General features: G+C 65.8%; 13 protein-coding genes. 8 read left to right on the top strand and 5 right to left on the bottom strand.

The genetic code is table 11. The features are described 5' to 3' along the window. The first annotated feature begins 148 nt into the window (after nt 1–148). Together hrpB and ABC977_RS12095 are read left to right on the top strand one after the other, a co-directional pair. Complete coding sequence (gene hrpB, locus ABC977_RS12100; RefSeq protein WP_369667521.1) at nt 149–2,683, top strand: ATP-dependent helicase HrpB; 2,535 nt, start codon at nt 149–151, stop codon at nt 2,681–2,683. Nucleotides 2,684–2,752: 69 nt separating this feature from the next. Then, nucleotides 2,753–3,094 (top strand): metalloregulator ArsR/SmtB family transcription factor, encoded by a 342-nt coding sequence (locus ABC977_RS12095; RefSeq protein ID WP_369667520.1) that lies wholly within the window; start codon nt 2,753–2,755, stop codon nt 3,092–3,094. Here the strand turns inward: ABC977_RS12095 and ABC977_RS12090 are convergent. Then, a complete protein-coding gene (locus tag ABC977_RS12090; protein ID WP_369667519.1) occupies nt 3,075–5,615 on the bottom strand; it encodes a penicillin-binding protein 1A in 2,541 nt (846 codons plus the stop codon). The genes ABC977_RS12095 and ABC977_RS12090 overlap by 20 nt on opposite strands. A gap of 139 nt (nt 5,616–5,754) precedes the next feature. On the opposite strand from ABC977_RS12090, the gene ABC977_RS12085 reads away from it, so the two are divergent. The 5 genes from ABC977_RS12085 to ABC977_RS12065 all read left to right on the top strand — a co-directional run bounded on the left by ABC977_RS12085 (nt 5,755) and on the right by ABC977_RS12065 (nt 12,126). Then, nucleotides 5,755–6,801, top strand: a complete 1,047-nt coding sequence (locus ABC977_RS12085; protein ID WP_369667518.1) for an efflux RND transporter periplasmic adaptor subunit — start codon at nt 5,755–5,757, stop codon at nt 6,799–6,801. A gap of 19 nt (nt 6,802–6,820) precedes the next feature. Continuing rightward, entirely contained in the window at nt 6,821–10,027 is a 3,207-nt protein-coding gene (locus tag ABC977_RS12080) for an efflux RND transporter permease subunit (protein WP_369667517.1), read from the top strand. A gap of 135 nt (nt 10,028–10,162) precedes the next feature. Then, nucleotides 10,163–11,227: a ligand-binding sensor domain-containing protein gene (locus ABC977_RS12075; protein ID WP_369667516.1), complete on the top strand. Its 1,065-nt coding sequence runs from the start codon at nt 10,163–10,165 to the stop codon at nt 11,225–11,227. A 114-nt stretch (nt 11,228–11,341) separates the two neighbouring features. Then, nucleotides 11,342–11,782 carry a hypothetical protein gene (locus tag ABC977_RS12070; RefSeq protein ID WP_369667515.1) on the top strand — a complete coding sequence of 147 codons (441 nt, stop codon included), beginning with the start codon at nt 11,342–11,344 and terminating at the stop codon, nt 11,780–11,782. A 179-nt stretch (nt 11,783–11,961) separates the two neighbouring features. After that, nucleotides 11,962–12,126 (top strand): hypothetical protein, encoded by a 165-nt coding sequence (locus ABC977_RS12065; RefSeq protein ID WP_369667514.1) that lies wholly within the window; start codon nt 11,962–11,964, stop codon nt 12,124–12,126. Between the two features lie 21 nt (nt 12,127–12,147). Here ABC977_RS12065 and ABC977_RS12060 read toward each other — a convergent pair whose 3' ends face one another. From ABC977_RS12060 to ABC977_RS12045, 4 genes are all read right to left on the bottom strand, one after another. Beyond that, a complete protein-coding gene (locus ABC977_RS12060; protein ID WP_369667513.1) occupies nt 12,148–14,004 on the bottom strand; it encodes a phosphoenolpyruvate carboxykinase (GTP) in 1,857 nt (618 codons plus the stop codon). A gap of 75 nt (nt 14,005–14,079) precedes the next feature. Beyond that, nucleotides 14,080–15,189 carry an osmoprotectant NAGGN system M42 family peptidase gene (locus ABC977_RS12055; protein WP_369667512.1) on the bottom strand — a complete coding sequence of 370 codons (1,110 nt, stop codon included), beginning with the start codon at nt 15,187–15,189 and terminating at the stop codon, nt 14,080–14,082. Next, the gene (ngg, locus tag ABC977_RS12050; RefSeq protein ID WP_369667511.1) at nt 15,186–16,934 is read right to left on the bottom strand and encodes an N-acetylglutaminylglutamine synthetase; all 1,749 of its coding nucleotides are present in this window, start codon (nt 16,932–16,934) and stop codon (nt 15,186–15,188) included. The genes ABC977_RS12055 and ngg overlap by 4 nt, the downstream gene beginning before the upstream one ends. A 23-nt stretch (nt 16,935–16,957) precedes the next feature. After that, a complete protein-coding gene (locus ABC977_RS12045) occupies nt 16,958–18,733 on the bottom strand; it encodes an N-acetylglutaminylglutamine amidotransferase (protein WP_369667510.1) in 1,776 nt (591 codons plus the stop codon). Nucleotides 18,734–18,947: 214 nt separating this feature from the next. On the opposite strand from ABC977_RS12045, the gene folE reads away from it, so the two are divergent. Beyond that, complete coding sequence (gene folE / locus ABC977_RS12040) at nt 18,948–19,595, top strand: GTP cyclohydrolase I FolE (protein WP_369667509.1); 648 nt, start codon at nt 18,948–18,950, stop codon at nt 19,593–19,595. Nucleotides 19,596–19,687 lie beyond the last annotated feature (92 nt).

Below are 19,687 nucleotides of genomic sequence, written 5' to 3'. Positions count from 1 at the left end.
CCGTGGGAGCGCCTCGCGACGCCAGTGCGCCACGACGGCGCCCCGGGCGCCCCTGGCCGGGGCATCCGGATGATGCCGTCGATCTGACCACATAGGGGGCCGAGGCGTCATCAACGCCCGCGCACTCCCTTCACCCACGTTGTTCGTCGTGCGTTCGACCCCGACCCTACCCCCGCTTCCAATCGATGCTTGCTTGACACCGCTGGTCGAGGCACTGGCCGCCGGCCACGCGGTGCTGACCGCGCCACCGGGATCCGGCAAGACGACGAAGGTGCCTTTGGTGCTGCTGGAGGCCGACTGGCTGGCGGGACGGACGATCCTGTTGCTGGAGCCGCGCCGGCCAGCGACCCGGATGGCCGCGGCCCGGATGGCCGATCTGCTGGGCGAGGCCGTCGGCGACAGCATTGGTTACCAGATCCGTTTCGAGCGCCGGGTCGGCCCGCGCACCCGTATTCAAGTCCTGACCGAGGGGGTGCTGATTCGGCGCATACAGGAGGATCCGGCACTGGACGATGTCGGGCTCGTGATCTTCGATGAGTTCCACGAACGGACCCTGGCGGCCGATCTCGCGCTCGCGCTGACGCTGGACACCTGGTCCGCATTACGCCCGGACTTGCGGCTGTTGATCATGTCGGCGACGCTCGATGCCCAGGCGATGGCGCGGCGGCTCGGCGCTGCCCCGGTGATCGAAGGGCAAGGTCGCTCCTATCCGGTCGCGATCCACTATCGCGGACGTTCACGGGTTCGAGACCTGGCGGCGACCGTCGTGGCGTGCATCCGCCGGGCCTTGGACGAGCAATCCGGCGACCTGCTGGTCTTCCTACCCGGCGTCGGTGAGATCGAGCGGGTGCGGGCCGCCTTGTCGCCGGGCCTGGGGCCGAATCTGGAGCTGTTGCCATTGCACGGCAACCTATCGGGCAGCGACCAGGACCGCGCCCTCCGTCCAGGCCCGTCGGGGCGACGCCGGATCCTCCTGGCGACCGATATCGCCGAAACAAGCGTCACGATCGACGGTGTGACGACCGTCATCGACTCGGGCCTGACCCGCAAGCCGCGTTTCGATCCCGGTTCGGGTTTGACACGACTGGTCACCGAGCCGATCTCGCTCGCCTCGGCCACTCAACGGGCCGGACGGGCCGGACGCCAGGGACCCGGAACTTGCTACCGACTCTGGTCGCAGGATCAGGAGATCGGCCGTCCCGCGCAACGGCCAGCCGAGATCCTTCAGGCCGATTTGGCCCCGCTCGCGCTGGAACTGGCCCTGTGGGGCGAGCAGGATCCGGCGCGTTTGAGTTGGCTCGATCCGCCGCCGGGGGCGGCCTGGCACCAGGCCATCGCGTTGCTCCGGGACCTCGAGGCGCTGACGCCCGAGGGCCGACTGACGCCGCTCGGCCGACGACTCGCCAACTGGCCGGTGCATCCGCGACTCGCGCGCCTCCTCGCCGCGGCGCCGTCGCCGGCCGCCCGCGATCTGGCCGCCGACCTCGCCGCGTTGCTTTCCGATCGTGATCCCTTTATCGCCACCCCCGACCAGATGACATCGGCCGACCTCGGCTTGCGCCTGCAAGCGCTCGACGATCAGCGCGCCGGTCGCCCGACGCCTGGTCTCGATCGACACCGCCTGCGCGCCGCCGCGCGCCTGAGTGCGGCTCTTCGGCGTTCGACTCGCGTCTCGGTGGACAGCGAGACGCCCGCCCCGACCTGGCTTCAGGAGCCGGGTGCCCTACTCGCGCTGGCCTACCCCGACCGTGTCGCGCAACGACGCGGCTCCGACGAGCACCGTTATCGGCTGGCCGCCGGCCCCGGGGTCCAGTTGGCCCGCAGCGACCCGCTGACCCGCGCGCGCTACCTGGTCGTCGCCGAGCTCGATGCCGCCGGTCAGGACGGGCGCATCCGGCTCGCACTGCCGATCTCCGAAGAGGCCCTGCGCGAGGTGCTGGCGGCGCGCATCACGACCCGCGAACAGCTCGAATGGGATCCCGCGCGCGAGGCTGTCGCGGCCCGTCGCGAGACGCGGCTCGGTGAGCTGGTGCTGGCCGCGCAACCGCTGCCCGTGCCTGATGATGACCGGGTCCGGGCATTGCTGGTGGAACAGGCGGCCACGCGGTTCGATCAGGCATTCGACTGGAACGATCCGGCACGTCAGCTCCAGGCCCGTGTGGCCCTGATGCGCCGTCTCGAACCGGAGTCCGGCTGGCCGGATCTGTCGGACGAAGCCCTGCTCGCGACCTTGCCCGACTGGCTCGGCCCCTGGTTGCCTGGGCTCACGCGCTTGGCCGACCTGCGCGCCCTGCGATTGGCCGAGCTGCTCGAGGCTCGGCTCGACTGGCCGCTCCGCCAGCGGCTCGCGGACGAGGCCCCGACGTCCTTCACGATGCCCACCGGGCACCGCCGCCGGTTGGACTATGCGAGCGGCCCGGTCCCGACGCTAGCGGTCCCGCTGCAAGAGTTGTTCGGCGCTCGCCAGACCCCGACCATCGCCCGCGGGCGGCTCCCGATCCGCCTGCAACTGCTATCGCCGGCGCGCCGCCCAGTGCAGGTGACTCAAGATCTGGCCGGGTTCTGGGCGCGCGCCTACCCGGAGGTGCGAAAGGAGTTGCGCGGCCGCTACCCGAAGCACCACTGGCCCGAGGATCCACTGACGGCCGAACCCGTCGCCGGCGTCATCCGGCGGCGCCGCTGACACAGACACGGATCCCGAGCCGACCGCCACGGATTGAAGGCGCTCCGACCCTGACCTATAGTGGCGGTCATGAAGATTGACCCCGTCAAGCTGTTTGCGGCCCTCGCCCATGAGACCCGGCTGCGCTGTCTGGTATTGCTGGATCGCTGCGGAGAGCTGTGCGTCTGCGAACTGACCGATACGATCGGCGCCGCACAGCCGCACATCTCTCGTCACCTCGCGCAGTTGCGCGAGGTCGGCCTGGTCGCCGATCGTCGCGACGGGCTCTGGATCCATTATCGAATTCACCCAGATCTCCCAGCCTGGGCGCGTGAGGTCCTGACTCGGACCGCCGCGGGGCTTGCCGACGACCCGCCATACCGCGAGGACCGGGCTGGGCTCAAGCGCGTCACTAGAAAAGCTCATCGATAAGTTGGGCCGGTGAGCGCCGACCCGACACCGCCGACGACCCGGCATCCTGCCCCCAGCCATCCGCATCGCCGAGCGGTGTCGGCCAACCCCGTCCCGGCAGCCACTCCTGAATCCGTTGCGGCCCCGGCCCCCCGGTCTCGGCGCCGGATTGGCGATCGATCCAAACGAGGGCCAAACCCGGCGGCGGATCCAGGACCGCCTCGGGCGTCCCGTCCAGCGCCTCGGCCATGAAATCGGCCCAGATCCCGAGCGCCGCCCGCCCCCCTTCTTCGCCACGGCCGAGCGGCGCGAAATCGTCGAACCCCATCCAGGTCACGGCCACCAGATCCTTCTGATAACCGGCGAACCAGGAGTCGCGGATCCGGTTCGTGGTCCCTGTCTTGCCGACGATGTCGGCGCGCCCGAGTGCCTTGGCCCGCTGCCCGGTACCTTCATCGATCACCGAACGCAACAGCGAATGCATCTGAAATGCCAGGACGGGGTCCAGAACCCGCGGCGCCGGACCGGCCGGCGCGGCGTAGCCCGCGCCGAGCGGGCGGGTCCAGGCCGCGCCGCGTCCGTAACGGAACCAGCAGTCCGTGCAGGCCAGCCGCGGGGCGGCCTCGAACAGGACATGGCCGTTGCCGGTCTGCACCCGTTGGATCAGGTGGGGTTCGACGCGAAAGCCGCCGTTCGCGAAGACCGCGTAACCGGCTGCCATCCGCCAGGGTGATGCCTCACCGCTGCCCAGGGCCAGCGACAGGCCGCGCGGCAAGGTCTCGGGGGCGAAGCCGAAACGCGTGATGAAGGCGCGCGTCTCGTCGATCCCGACGCGCTCGAGGAGGTCGATGGTCGCAAGATTCCGCGACTGGGCCAACGCGACCCGCACCCGGATCGGACCCAGCGTCCGACGATCGGCGTTGCGCGGCTGCCAAACGCGACCCCTGGATTGCGGCACCTGGATGGGTTCGTCATGCACCAGGCTGGCCGCGGTCCAACCGCGATCGAGCGCTGCGGCATAAATGAAAGGCTTGAACGCCGATCCCGGCTGGCGGCGTGCGTCGACGGCCCGATTGAACGCGCTCTCCTGAAAGCTGTAGCCGCCGACCAAGGCCAGGATGGCGCCGCTTTGCGGAGCCATTGCGACGAGGGCACCGGTCACCGCCGGCGCCTGCGCGAGTCGCCAGCCGGCCTGCTCATGAGGTCTGACCCGGATCAGATCGCCGACTCGCAGCACGTCGGTCACATGGCGCGGGGCCGGGCCGCGGCGATTCTGGTCGCGCCAAGGGCGCGCCCAGCTGATCGCGTCTCGGCCAAGGCGCACGGTCTCGCCATCGCCGAGAAAGACCTCGGCGCCCTGCTCCGTGACGGCCGTGACGATCCCGGCGCGCATCCCTGGCCAGTCGGTGACATCGGCCAAGTAGCTCGCAAGGTCGTCAGGGTCGCTTCGCGCAGGGTCGAGCCGCGTCTCGGGACCGCGATAGCCATGGCGCTCGTCGTAGGCGATCAGCCCCCGGCGCACCGCGGCCTGGGCCTGATCCTGCAACTGGGCGTCGATCGTGGTCACCACGTGCAGACCCAAGCCGTAGACCTCCTCGCCGAAACGCTCGACCATCTCGAGGCGGACCATCTCCGCGACATGACCGGCCGTCAGGTCGGCCGGCTGGTGATGGAGTCGCGCCCGATCGGGTTCGGCCAGCGCGCCGCGGTAAGCCGCCTCGTCGATCCGGCCCAGTTCGAGCAGGCGACCGAGGATGTGGTCGCGGCGGGCCAACGCGCGCGCGGGATTGGTGACCGGGTTCAGCGTCGACGGCGCCTTCGGGATCCCGGCCAGCATCGCCATCTCGGTGATCGTCAAATCAGCGAGGGCCTTCCCATAGTAGACCTCGGCCGCGGCCGAAACCCCATAGGCCCGGTGGCCGAAGAAGATCTGGTTCAGATACAGCTCGAGGATCTCGGGCTTGCTCAAGACGTCTTCGACACGCACGGCGAGCAGGATCTCCGACAGCTTGCGACGCAACGTCTTCTCCGGTGTCAAGAAGAGATTCCGCGTCAGTTGCATCGTGATGGTGCTGCCCCCCTGCGCCGGCCGGCCGGTACGCAACACCTCGAGCGCGGCCCGGGCAAGACCCGATCCATCGATGCCGCGGTGATCGAAGAAACGGCTGTCTTCGGCCGCCAGGAAGGCATCGATCAGCGCCGGAGGGATCGCCTCGATCGGCACCGGGCGGCGCCGTTCGATACCGAATTCGGCCATCAGTGCCCCGTCGGCCGAATAGATGCGCAACGGTTCCCGATAGCTGTGGACACGCAGTCCGTCGATCGCCGGCAGGCCAGCGACGAGCGACTGGAGGTAGATGGCCGCAACGAGAGACAGCGGCAGCGCCAACGTGAACGGCAGCGCCAGTCCGGCCGCCGTCAGGCTCGCAAACCAATGGAATAGGCCTGGCGCGGTGCGTGGGCTTCCGCCCGCGCTGCGCCGCCGGACACCGCACAAGGACCTGTGATCTCGATCCGGATTACCAACGCTTCGCGCGAGCATCGGCGAATTTCTCCAACAGAGTGCGAACCCCGTCCTCTTGCGACAGGTCTGAATGCCGTAAACTGGCGTCCCTTGGACGCGGATCGCCCGCGCTACCAGTCATTGCGTCCCTACCTTGACGAGAAGTGACCTCCGACCCATGCCATTGGCACACCAAACCAGGCTCCCGAGCCAGCGCCTGACCCGGTCGCGACCTGGCACCGCCATCCTCGTGGCCGCCCTGTTCGCCGCGGCGGTCCCGATGACGGTTGCCGCGACGGGCCTGGTGACCGCCAAACCCGCCGAGCGCGTCCTCACCTTAACCGGTTTCACGCGACCACGCGCAGAGTTTCCGCTGGTTGCCGAGACCACCGGGCGCATCGACGAGGTGCGTTACGACCTCGGGGACACGGTCGGCGAGGACGGCCTCTTCGCTATTGTCGACGATACCTTCATCCGACTCGACATCGACGAAAACCGAATCCAGCAAGACCGCCTGCGCGCCCAGATCGACTATGACGAACGGGAGGCCGCCCGCTACCGGGAATTGGCGCGCCAGCAGAACGTCGCGGCGTCCCAGGCCGAGGCCTTGGAGCAGGCCCTGCGCAACAATCGCCACGAACTGCTGGCCCTCGAGACCCGGCAGCGCGGCTTGGAAGAACGGCTCGCGCGCACGCGGATTCGCGCCCCGATCGGCTGGCGCGTGACCGAACGGGCGGTCGAACCGGGTCAATGGGTGCGTGAGGGTGAGCCGATCGGTGCGGTCGGCGACTTCACGACGCTGCTGGTCCCGTTCGCGCTGACCCCGGAGCAATACAGGCTGCTGCAAGGCGATGCGACCGATCTGTCGCTGGAGCTGCCGGATCTCGGACACCGTGTCCCGGCACGCCTGTTTCGAGCCCACCCAGGTTTCGACCCGGGGACCCGCAAGATCCCGGTCGACCTCGAGGTCGGCGGGCAACTGGAACCGCGCCGCGGCGGACTGCGGGCGCGTTTGACGCTGTCACTGCCCACACCCAGCGCGGCCGTTCTGCTGCCCGGGGCGGCCGTCGAGCAGAGTTACGAGGAACACTGGGTCACGCGGGCCGACGGCGAAAGGATCCAAGTGATCGTCCTTGGGCGCCTGAACGGACCGGATGGCGACATGGTGCGGGTCAGCGCTGCGGCGCTGCGCCCCGGCGATCGTGTCCGGGTCGCGAGCGACTGACCCGGCGCGACCAACAGACATGGAGCGCTTGATTCGTTTCACCCTGCGTCAGCAGGTCTTTTTCAATCTGCTGTTCGTCGTCCTGATCGTCGCCGGGGCCTTCTCGGTGATGAGCGTCCCGGTCGAGCGCTATCCAGACATCCAGTTCGGCAGCGTCCAGGTCAGCACCATCTTTCCTGGGGCCGCGCCCGCCGACGTCGAGGCATTGGTCACGACCAAGATCGAGCAGGCGCTCGAGGGACTCGAACAGGTCGAGTACATCCAGTCGAGTTCCCGTCGCGATTACTCCAGCATCCTGGTCAAGTTCCACGACGACACCGATTACGAACGCCTCTACGATGACCTGCGCTTTCGGGTGCTGGGCGTGCTCGGCGAGCTGCCGGACGAGGTCGAGCCACCGAGCTTCAGCCTGTTGCGAACCTCGACCTGGTTGCCGGTCGTCGCGGTCAATCTGGTCGGAGATCGGTCCAACCGTGCCTTGACCCTGATGGCCGAGGAGATCAAGGTCAGCCTGACGCAGATCCGGGGCGTCGCCCAAGTCGAGCTGGCCGGGGAGCAAACGCGCGAGTTTCATTTGTACCTGGACCCCGCGCGGATGGCGACGCACGGGATCAGCTTCGATCAGGTCGCGGCGGCCTTGCAGGATGCCAACCTGATCCTCCCGGCCGGGCGCTTTCGCGATGCGTCGGGTGACTTCATCATCCAGGTCGACGAACGGTTTCGCGACCGTTCCGACGTCGTCGATACCATCATCCGGCGGGATCTCGATGGATCCTTCGTCACCGTCGAGGATGTGGTTTCGGAGGCCCATGTCAGCTACCGCCGGCCGAACGTGGTGGCCACCGTCAACGGCGAGGACTGCGTCACGCTGCGCGTGGTCAAGGCCCCCGATGGCAACGCCCTCGAGATCGACCGCGAGATCCGACGGATCATCGCCGACACGGCACCCAACCTGGCGTCCCAGGGCGTCGAGGTGATTCTGACCCAGGATTCGACGCTCTACATCAACGAGGCCATCAGCACCTTGGGATGGAATCTGGCGGCCGGCATCGTGCTGGTCAGCCTGATCCTCTGGTACTTCCTCGGTCTGCGCAATGCCGGCATCGTCACGATCGGGATACCCTTCGCCTTTCTCGTGACCATGGCCTTGGTCAAGATCACCGGGCACTCGCTGAACGAGATCACCCTGTTTTCGTTCGTGCTGGTGACCGGAATCATCGTCGACGACGCGATCGTCGTGGTCGAGAACATCTACCGCCATGTCCAACGTGGCGAGGAGCTCGACGAGGCGATCGTCAAGGGGACGAGCGAAGTGCTCCTGCCGGTGATCTCGGCCACCGCGACCACGGTGGCCGCCTTCCTGCCGATGTTGATCATGACCGGCTACACAGGCGAGTTCTTCGCGTTGATCCCGAAGGCTGTCGCCTTCGCGATCCTGGCATCGCTGCTCGAGTGCCTGTTGATCCTGCCGTTGCATTACCGCGACATCGGCCCACGGCCAGGCCAAAGGCTTGGGATCGAGGAGCGTGACCGCGCGCCGCTGCGCTGGTTGCGACGCGTGACCGACCGCTTGATTCGGGTGGCGCTGCGTCACCGCTGGTCGAGCCTCGGCAGCACGCTGATCGCCTTCGTCGTCGCCGTGGCGATCCTCGCGGTGTCGGTCGCCGGCATCGCACCGCTGATCCGTATCCAATTCTTCCCCGATGATTACACCCTCTATTACGCGGTCATCGAGGGGCCCGCCAACACGCCGATCGAAACAACGGTCGAGAAGACCCGGGCCGTGTCGCGGTTCATCCTGGCCGACGGCGATGGCTATGCGCGATCGGCCGCCGGCTTCGCCGGCTTCTTCGTCAACGAGGACTTCGAGGAAGAATTCGGCCACCACTTGGGCATGGTCATGGTGGCGCTTCCGGCCAAGGAGGCGCGCGCCTTCGAGGATCCCCTGGCCCATCTCGATCGGATGCGGGAGCGGCTCGAATCCGAATTCGCCGTCGATGGCTTCCGCATCCGGGTGCGGGCCGAACAGGAGGGACCACCCACCGGCAAGGATGTGACGATCCGCGTCGTCGGGAATGACGAGGATCGTGTCGAGGCCTTGAGCAGCGAGATCATCGATGCCTTGCAAAAGGCCCCCGCGATCGGCCCCCACCTGGTCGAGTTGCAGGACAATCGCGGGCACCCAGCGCGGGTCCTGCGGTGGATCGTCGACGAGCAGCGGGCACACGAACTGGGGCTCACGAAGGGCACAGCGGCACGGCTCGCCGCCGCGGTGCTCGATGGACGCTATATCGGGAAATTTCGCCTCAGCGACGACGAGATCGATCTCAAGCTCAAGATCGATCCGACCTACCTCGATACGCCGGAGGCGGCACTGGCGATCCCGGTCGTGCAACACGATCAGGGGCCGGTCTTCCTCGGCGACATCGTGCAGCTTGCGACCGAACAGCAACCTGGCGAGTTGAATCGTTATCGCGGCCAGCGCAGCCTGACGATCACCGCCAATCTTCGCGCTGGGGCACCGATCTCATCCCCCTATGTCGCGGCCTGGACCGAGCAACATTTCCAACAGATCCGCGACCGGTATCCGGGCGTCACGATCGCGTTCGGGGGGGAATACGAGACCACGCAGCGCTCCTTCGACAGCCTGACCCGGGCCTTCGGCATCGCCGTCTTGCTGATCTATCTGATCCTGGCCACGCAATTCCGCTCCTACAGCCAGCCCCTGATCGTACTGTCGGCCGTGATGTTCGCGGTCATCGGCGTCGTCTTCGGCCACCTGTTGACGCGCAGTATCTTCACCGTCAACAGCTTCATCGCCATGGTCGGCGTCACCGGTGTCGTCGTCAACGGGGCCTTGGTCCTGCTGGATTTCATCAATCGTCGTTACCGCGAAGGGGCCACGCGCCACGAGGCCATCGTAACCGCCGTCCACATCCGACTGCGTCCGATCCTGTTGACGGCCTTGACCACGATCCTCGGCCTGCTGCCGATGGCGATTGGCTTTCCCAGTTATTCGGTGGTCTGGGGAACCATGGCGACCACCTTCATCACGGGTCTGGCAACGGCCGCGTTGCTGACCCTGTTCATCGTGCCGGTGGCTTGGGATCTGCTGGCCGAGCGACAGGAACGACGCACGAATGGCCCGCGTCGATCGACACCCGATGGCGCCGACGGCGACCGACGCGAGGGCATCGAAAGCGACGCCCCGAGCCGCCCCGGCTGATATCATCAGCCCTTGGTTCAAGCAGCGTGGTACCCACGACGGCGACCAGGGCATCCCCCGGGCGGTCGCCGCTCGCACACGCGAGGGTGGTACCTGGAAGACACGGCCACAGGCCCGCCTCCATCGAGATCCCTGATGAGTCGTCGACATGCCCTACCCCTGAGCACCCTCATCCTCGGCGTCGTACTGGTCGCCGCCACCCCCTGGATCCCAGGCGGCACGCGGCTGATCCCGACGGATCTACCGACCATGGATCACGTAACCGCGCTCGTGGGCGACGGCGGCAGTCTCTTCGCCGCGACGCAGGCCGGCGAGATCTGGCGCTACCGGGAACACGGCTGGGAAAGGTACGCCTCCGATCCGCAAGGACGGGCCATCACGGCCCTGCTGGGAGATCCGAGACGCACACCGGTCGGCACGGCCGTTGGTTTGTGGGTCGCCGATGGCGAGATCCTGGCGAGGGAACCGCCAATCTCCGCCCGGATCTCGGCTATGATCGTCACCGAGCAGGCCTTGGTGCTGGCCACCGGCGAGGGCTTGCGGATCCACACCGAGGGTGCCTGGCACGATCCCTCGCCGCCGCTCCGCGCCTACCAGCTGTACCGGCAGCGCGGCCCTGGTATCGATCACATCCATGCCGGGACCATCGGCGATGGGATCCATGGAGCGCCCACCACGCGCCTGCTCGGCGATTGGTCGCCGAACGACAGCGGTCTGCCCGCCGACATCAAGGTCTTGAGCTTCGCCGAGACGCCCGGCGGCCGCCTGCTCGCTGGCACCGATCGTGGTCTCTACTGGCAGAGGGCTCCCGGGGCGATCTGGCAGGTCCTCGATGTCGGCTTGGGGACGCGACGCATCCTGGCCCTGCATCACGACCGCGGCGACGACACGCGACAGCGCCTGTGGATCGGTTCCGACGAAGGACTTTTCGTCGCCGAACTGTCTGACGACGCCCAGGGTGAGCTCGCGGCAAGCGAGCCGGCACGACCCATCCCGGCGCATCGCGCGCCCCCAGAGGTGGGTGTCGGTTGGATCGTCGCAACCGATGGCCGGCTGTTCGTCAGTGCTGGCCAAGTCTACCAGGTCACAACCGTACCTCTCCGGGATCGGTACCTGTTGACGGTGGCCGGGGCCGGTCTGATCGGTGTCGGCCTCTGGTTGGCGCTGAGACGCCGATTGCAGCGAACCGCCCGGATCTGATGGCAATCCTATCCTGATGGCAATCAGGGGCCAACGCTGTCACCAAGGCTCGGGATGACCGAAGTCGTCGTGACGCGAAAGTATTGACAACCAAGAGTAGAGAAAGCCGGACAGATGAAACGAAAGACGCTTAACAGACTGATATTGATTGCTTGTTTTGTGATCCCGCTGGCCGTGATTTGGGTTGCCTGGGGCGGCGGGCTGATGCCGCGAGTTTGGCAACTCAATCAGATGATCAAGCAAGACCCGGTGCTGGCCGAGTATCCCTATCGCTTTCGCGCTGTACTGTTGGCCAGCGGCGTGGCGACCTTGACCCGCCCGCATGACGGTCAGGTGCCCGCAATCCTGTTCCTCGAACATGTCGAACCCGAGTTGGCCACCAAATCACCGAACGACCCGGCCATCCTGGCCGCCCACGATCGCCTGCGCGAGCATGAGAATCGCGCCGCGCGGGTCGCCTTGATGCATCCCGAGGTCGATAGCGTCGAATGGGTTCTCGATCGCGCCTGGTTCCATCGCGAGAAGATACCGATACCACCCAAGATTGGACCTTGACGACCGGTGGTTGGGCACACCGGGCGATCCGCCCGGTGCCTAACGCACGCCTCCCCCAGTGGAAGCGGGTATAATCCGGCCGCTGAGACGCCCAGGGATCGGGTTCGCCTCGACCAACCAGCGATCGCCGCGGGAGGGCCCGGCGGCGATCTTAAGCCCTACGAAACAACGAGGTATCTATGCATACGATGGAAATCATGGTGTACGTGATGGTCGCCATCGCTCTGTTGACAGCAGCGGGCGCCATGATGGTCTTCAAGAAGAAACGCTACCCCGGGCTGCTGTTCTTCTCGTTGATGATGGTCGGCTATTCGGCCTTCGCGATCTATCTCGTGAACCAGTAGGAAGGATCTGCCTCTGGCCCGTCAGACGTCCCGTTCCGGCGCCAGGCACCAATGTTCGGGTGAACGCCAGAGTGCCGAAAGCAACAGCTCGCGCGTAAAGAAGAACTCCTTCGGCAGCTTGTCGTAAAGCTGTGCGAAGAGCTCCTCGTGGCCGAAGAGCTCGACCTTCCAGGCCTCCCGGTCGACCTTCATCACCTGGTCGAAATCGGTCGCGGAGAAGTCGAGACCGGTCATATCGATGTCCTGGTGGCGTGGCATCCAGCCGATCGGGCTTTCGACGGCCGGGCTCCGGCCATTGGCCCGATCGATGATCCACTGCAATACGCGCATGTTGTCGCCGAAACCTGGCCAGACGAAGCGGCCCTGGTCGTCTTTGCGAAACCAGTTGACTCCGAAGATCCGAGGTGGATCGGGAAGATTTCGGCCGAACTGCAACCAATGGTTGAAGTAGTCGGCCATGTGGTAACCGGCGAACGGCAGCATCGCGAACGGATCCCGACGGACCTGGCCGAGATTGCCGAAGGCCGCGGCCGTCATCTCCGAGCCCATGGTCGCTGCCAGATAGACCCCGAAGTTCCAGTTGAAGGATTCATAGACGAGCGGGACGGTGGTACTGCGCCGGCCGCCAAAGATGAAGGCCTTGATCGGAACGCCCCGCGGATTCTCCCAGTCCGGATCGATACTCGGACACTGGCTGGCCGGGACCGTGAAGCGCGCGTTGGGATGGGCGACTGGCTTCCCGGACGCCGGATCATGGACCTGGCCAGTCCAGGTCAAGGTCCCCTCCGGTGCGGCATCGCTCAACCCTTCCCACCAGACATCGCCGTCGGGGGTGACCCCGACGTTCGTGAAGATCGCGTTCGCCCTCAGCGCCGCCATCGCATTCGGGTTGGTCTTCAGATTGGTCCCGGGCGCGACGCCGAAATAGCCGGCCTCCGGATTGATCGCATAGAGCTGGCCCGTTTCGTCGGGTTTGATCCAGGCAATGTCGTCACCAACCGTCGTGATCTTCCAATCGCTGAATTCCTTCGGCGGAATCATCATCGCGAAATTCGTCTTTCCGCAGGCACTGGGGAAAGCGGCGGCGACGTAGGTCTTCTCGCCGCCCGGCGACTCGGCGCCGAGGATCAGCATGTGCTCGGCGAGCCAACCCTCGTCGCGCGCGATGCACGAGGCGATTCGAAGCGCGAAACACTTCTTGCCCAACAGCGCGTTGCCGCCATAGCCGCTCCCGTAGGAGACGATCGAGCGCTCCTCGGGAAAGTGCACGATGTACTTGACATCCGGATTGCACGGCCATCTCGCGTCCGATTGGCCCGGTGTCAGCGGTGCGCCGACCGAGTGCAGGCATTTGACGAAGTCGTCTTGTCCGAGGACGTCGATGACCGGCTTGCCCATCCGCGTCATGATGCGCATGTTGACGACGACATAGGCCGAATCGGTCAATTCGACACCGATCTGGGATATCGGCGAGCCCAATGGACCCATGCTGAACGGAATCACGAACATCGTGCGCCCGGTCATGCAGCCCTCGAACAGACCGTTCAAGGTCCGCTTCATGACCCTCGGGTCCTCCCAATTGTTGGTCGGCCCGGCATCCTCCTTGCGCAGACTGCAGATGAAGGTGCGGTCTTCGACCCGCGCGACATCGCTCGGATCAGAGAAACAGGCAAAGCTGTTCGGCCGCTTGGCCGGATTCAAACGGACGAAGGTACCCTGTTCGACGAGCTGGTTCGTCAGAAAATCATATTCCTCCTGCGACCCATCGCACCAATAGACCCTGTCCGGTCGACACAGCTCGACCATCTCGCGCACCCACTCGAGTAGCTCAGGATGATCGACTCCATCGGAATAGTCGGTCTTGGGCAATGACATCATGGCTCTCTGCTCGTGAATCGTCTGAATTCGAATGTTGGACTGGAACAAGGATCGACCGCGAGTCGGCGGTCGCGTTCAACCGGGCTGGGTCGGGAAGCCCGTGCGCGGACCGATCTCGTACCGATCGCGGGCAAACAGCGCCGGTCCTTGCATGTAGATGGTCAGCAGGCGCCCGAGCGATTCGAGCGCATCGAAGTGGATCCGTTCGTAACCGTGCGAGGCATCGACACCGAAGGTGACCAAGGCCGTGCGGACGTCGTTCCCGGCCTCGAGCGCTGCGGCACTATCGGAGCGATAGTAACGGAAGACGTCACGCTGATGGCGGATATCGAACTCCTGGCACAGCTGGATGATGCGGTGGGTCAGATGGTAATCGAAGGGGCCGCTCATATCGGCCATGCAGATGGTCACGCCGAACTCGCTCGAATTCTGACCCGGCGCCGTCGTGCCATTGTCGACCGTCAGCATCTCCGCCACGTCTTGGTGCAAGGCCGCCGAGGCCCCGGAACCGACCTCCTCTGAGATCGTGAACAGCGGATGCGTATCGACCGGCAGCACGACCCGCTCGCGCTTGACCGCCTCGATCGCCGCCAGCAGCACGGCGGCGCCGGCCTTGTCATCGAGATGTCGGGCGTTGATGAAACCGGTCGTCGTGACCTCGGGGCAGGTGTCGATCGCGACAAAGTCTCCGACATGGACACCGAGCCGGAGCAGATCCTTGAGATCATGTACGATCTCGTCGATCCGCAGCTCCAGATAATCCCAACCAGCGGGTTGCGCGTCGATCTCCGGGCCGAACGTATGGCCGGAGGCCTTCAGCGGCAGGATGGTCGCGCGGTGTTGACCCAAGTCGGTGTAGAGGGTACAGCGAGCACCCTCGGCAAACCGTCCGTTCCAATGTCCGACCGGGACCAGCTCGCAGCGACCGTTGCTTTTGAGTCCCTTGACCATCGCGCCCAGCGTGTCGATGTGGGCGACGATCGCCCGATTCGGCTGCGAGGCCACGCCTTTCAGCGTCGCTCGGATCGCGCCGCGGCGGGTCAGGTCGAACGGCACGCCGAGCCGCTCGAGCTCCTCGCAGACCAGATGCACGACCCGATCCGTGTAGCCGGAAGGGCTGGGCGTATACAACAGCTTGAGCAAGATGTCGGTCAGGTACTGGGTATCGATCGACAGGGATCTCAAGAGGCATTCTCCCGTAACGCGGTCTGCGGAAACAACAGGTCGACGAAGCGTTCGGCCGTTGGTTGCGGCTCATGGTTCGCCAAACCGGGACGCTCGTTGGCCTCGATGATCGCATAATCGGGGCCGTCGACGGCCGGGACAATGAAATCGAGTCCGGTCACCGGGATCGCCAGCGCGCGGGCCGCGGCGATGGCGTCCTCGGCCAGCCGCGGATGCAGATCGGCGGTCACATCGTGGATCGTGCCGCCGGTGTGCAGGTTCGCGGTCTTGCGCACCGTCAAGGCGACACCGGCCGGCAGGATGTCATCGAGTTCGTAGCCCTCTTGCCGACAGCAGCGCGCGGTCTCGTCATCGAGAGGGATGCTGCTCTCGCCGCCGGTGGCCGCGCGCCGCCGCCGGCTTTGCGCCTGGATCAGGTCGCGGATGCTGTGTTGACCGGTGCCGATGACCTGTGCCGGCCGCCGGACCGCCGCGGCGACGACCTGATAATCGATGACGACGATGCGCAGGTCCTCGCCGGCCACCATTTCCTCGAGCAACACATGGGCGGAGAAGCGCCGTGCGACCTGAATCGCCTTTTGCAGTGCCTCGGCATCGCGCACGTCGACGCTGATCCCGGCGCCCTGCTCGCCGCGCGCCGGCTTCACGACGACCCGGCCAAAACGCGACAGGAAGGCCTCGGCCTGATCGAGGGCTTCGACCCGGACCTGCTCCGGAACCCGCAGACCGGCCCGGCGCAACAGGCGGTGCGTCACCGCCTTGTCGTCACAGCGGCTCATCGCGACCGCCGTGGTCAGCTCGCTCAAGGATTCGCGGCAGACGATCCGCCGGCCGCCGAGCACCAATGCGAAGTAGCCGGCCTCGGCATCGAGGACCTCGACGCCGATGCCGCGCCGCCGTGCCTCGTTGACGATGATGGTCGCATAGGGATTGAGGCGTTCCTGGGGCGCGCGGCCGATGAAAAGGGGTTCGTTGTAGGCGTTCTTGTTCTTCAGCGCAAAGGCCGGAATCCGCGCGAAGCCGAGCTTGCGATAGAGGCGGATCGCCTGGACGTTGTCGTGCATCACGGACAGGTCGAGAAAGGCCCGACTGCGCGCCTGGTAATACTCGATCACCTGGCGGACCAGGGCCTCGCCGATCCCCGGATGCGGCGCCTGCGGGTCGACCGCCAGGGCCCACAGACTGGCCCCGTTTTCCGGATCGCCGAACGCCAACGCATGATCGACGCCGGTGACGACACCGAGAATCCCACCATCCTGTTCGTCCTCGGCGACCCAGTAGGTCAGGATCTTCGACGCCCGATGTTCCCAGATGAAATCCGGGCCTGGCGGCACCATGTGCCGGCGGACATAGAGACGCTCGATGGCCTCACCGTCCTCGCGGCTGTTCAATAGCCGTACGCGAAACCCCTTCGGCCGGCGTGGCGAGTGCTGATAGCGCTCGAACCACAGCCGAAAGGTGTGGGACGGATCCAGAAACAGGTCCTGCGGCGCGTGCGACAGGACCACGTGCGGATCGCTCAGATACAAGGCCACGTCACGCTTGCCCGGTCGCTCCTCCTGGAGCGTGGTGGCAATGCGTTCGAGATCCGTGAAGGTCTGTCCGAACAGCAACCGTCCCCAACCGCAATCGATGAAGACTTCGGTCCCCGGATGCTGGTCCTTGCGCGGCTGCCGATCCCAATTCTTGACCGATGGGGCGTGACTGCGGGCAAGGCGGTGCTGGATGCGTTCTTTCGCGCTCATCGTCGTGTCCTCCTCCCGATGATTCAGAGCCCGTGCTGTTGCAACCAGAGTTCCAGCAGCGCGACTTGCCACAACTTGGAACCGCGTAGCGGCGTGATATGGGCCTCCGGCGCCGCGAGCAATTCGTCGACATAGGTCAGGGTGAACAGATCGCGTTGCCGCGCGCGCTCGGAGTGCAACAGCTCGCGCACGAACGCGAGTACGTCGCCACGCAGGTACTTGAGCGCTGGAACCGGGAAATAGCCCTTCGGCCGATCGATGACGGCGGCCGGGATGACCCGCCGGCCGAGCGCCTTGAGCACCCCCTTGCCGTCATCGACCAGCTTGTGTCGATCCGGGATCCGCGCCGCGAGTTCGACCAGTTCGTGGTCGAGGAAAGGCACCCGGGCCTCGAGCCCCCAAGCCATCGTCATGTTATCGACGCGCTTGACCGGGTCATCGACGAGCATGACGAGCTGATCCAACCGCAGTGCCTTGTCGACCGGCGCCGCCGCCCCGGGGCGCGCGAAATGCCCGGCGATCAAGGCCCGACTGTGGTCCTCGCCGTGAAACCGCGGCGCGACGGCACGCAGGTATTCGGCGTGGTCGCGGTCGCAGAAGGCGGCGGCGTAGTCGCTCGCCGGATCGCGGCTGCCGACCAGCGGTGGGTACCAGTGATAGCCGGCGAAGACCTCATCGGCGCCCTGCCCGCTCTGCACGACCTTGACATGGCGACTGACCTCCTGCGACAAGAGATAGAACCCGATCGCGTCATGGCTGACCATCGGCTCCGACATCGCGCGCACGCAGTTCGGAAGCTCCGGCAACAACCGCGATGCCGAGTCGACGCGTATCTTGTGGTGCTCGGTGCCATAGTGGCGAGCGATCAGATCCGAGTACTGGAACTCATCGCCGACCTCGTCTCCGACCGTCTCGAAGCCGACCGAGAAGGTATTGAGACCGCGCTGTCCCTGCTCGGCGAGCAGTCCGACGATCAGGCTCGAATCCAGCCCCCCGGACAGCAGAACGCCGACGTCGACGTCGGCGACCAAGCGGCGCGCAACCGCGCGCCGCAGCGCCTCGAGCACCCGGTCCTGCCAGTCCTCGAAGCTCAGATCTCGTTCGTCGTCGCGGGTCTCGAAGCGCGGTTCCCAGTAGTGCCGCTGCGTCTGACGACCGTCCGGCTCGATGACCCGTATGGTCGCCGGCGGCAGCTTGCGCACACCGCGCAGCATCGTGTAGGGCGCTGGCACCACCGCGTGGAAATGCATGTAATGATGCAACGCGACCGGGTCCAGATCTGTGTCGATTCCGCCGCCCGCCAGCAACGCCGGCAGCGTCGACGCGAAGCGCATGCGACCCGGACCCTCGGCATAGTACAGAGGCTTGATCCCGAGGCGATCCCGGACCAGCGTCACGCGCCCCGAGTCCCGCTCGGCAATCGCGAATGCAAACATGCCGTGAAAACGCTGCACACAGTCCGGTCCCCACGCGGCGAAGGCCTTCAGCACGACCTCGGTGTCACCGCTCGAAAAGAACCGGTAACCGAGCCCTTCCAGCTCGCCGCGCAGCGCCCGATAGTTGTAAATGCAGCCGTTGAACGCGATCGTCAGCCCCAACTCGTTGTCGACCATCGGCTGGCCGGCGTGGGCACTGAGATCGATGATGCTCAGGCGGCGGTGAGCCAATCCGACGGCTCCTTGCAGATGGACGCCTCGGCCGTCGGGACCACGTGGTTGCATCGTTTCGTTCATCCGGTCCAACGCACCGATGTCGACGGGTCGGCCGTCGAAACGAATCTCACCACAGAATCCACACATAACAAGGGCTCCATTTGATCAAAATATCTGAAGTATAAAGGATTTCGGCGGGCATCACCAATCCGGAGAGGACGCGGTCGCCGTATCGACGCCGGTTGCGCCCGCTACTCGTCTTTCCTTTTCGACTGGTGGCCCCACCATTGCGCGAGAACGGCCATCGTAGGCCGGCAACCTCGAACGCCCGGCCCATAGCCCCCACGGAGGAGATCCGATCGTGAGCGAGAAAGAGCAGTTCTCTCGGGTCCTGGCCCATAGTCATTACGCCCCGAACCTGGATGCCGACAGCGACGAGGAGGTCTACGACCCGAAGAAGGAGGCCCTGGTGCGGTCGATGCTTGTCGCACTCGGTGAGAACCCGACGCGCGACGGCCTCCGACGCACCCCACTACGGGTCGCGAAGGCGATGGACTTCCTGACCAGCGGCTACCAGCTGTCGGCCGAGGATGTGATCAAAAAGGCCCTATTCGACGAAGACTGCAAGGAGATGGTCGTCGTGCGCGACATCGAGTTCTACTCGCTGTGCGAACACCACATGCTGCCCTTCTTCGGCCATGCTCATGTTGGCTACCTGCCGAACGGCAAGGTCGTCGGTCTCAGCAAGATCGCCCGTGTCGTCGACGTCTTCGCGCGCCGCCTCCAGGTACAAGAACGCCTGACCAACCAGGTCGCGGATGCGCTGATGACGCACCTGGGCGCCCATGGGGTCGCTGTCGTCATCGAGGCGAGCCATACCTGCATGATGATGCGCGGCGTCCAGAAGCAGCGCAGCACGACCGTCTCCAGCGCGATGCGCGGCGCCTTCCAGGACGACCCGCGCACGCGCGCTGAGTTCATGTCCTTCATTCGCAGCGGGGCTGGATGACAGGCATTGCGCGTGGCCTAGGCCAACCTTTCAGGCCGAGCATCAGGTCCATGACGTTCGTGCCGGTCGGGCCGGTCTCGACCAGATCGCCG

It is taken from the genome of Thioalkalicoccus limnaeus (assembly GCF_041197575.1).
In the GTDB taxonomy this organism is placed as follows: domain Bacteria; phylum Pseudomonadota; class Gammaproteobacteria; order Chromatiales; family Chromatiaceae; genus Thioalkalicoccus; species Thioalkalicoccus limnaeus.
Note: the sequence above shows the minus strand (reverse complement) of the source record. Positions and strands in the feature narration are given on the sequence as shown.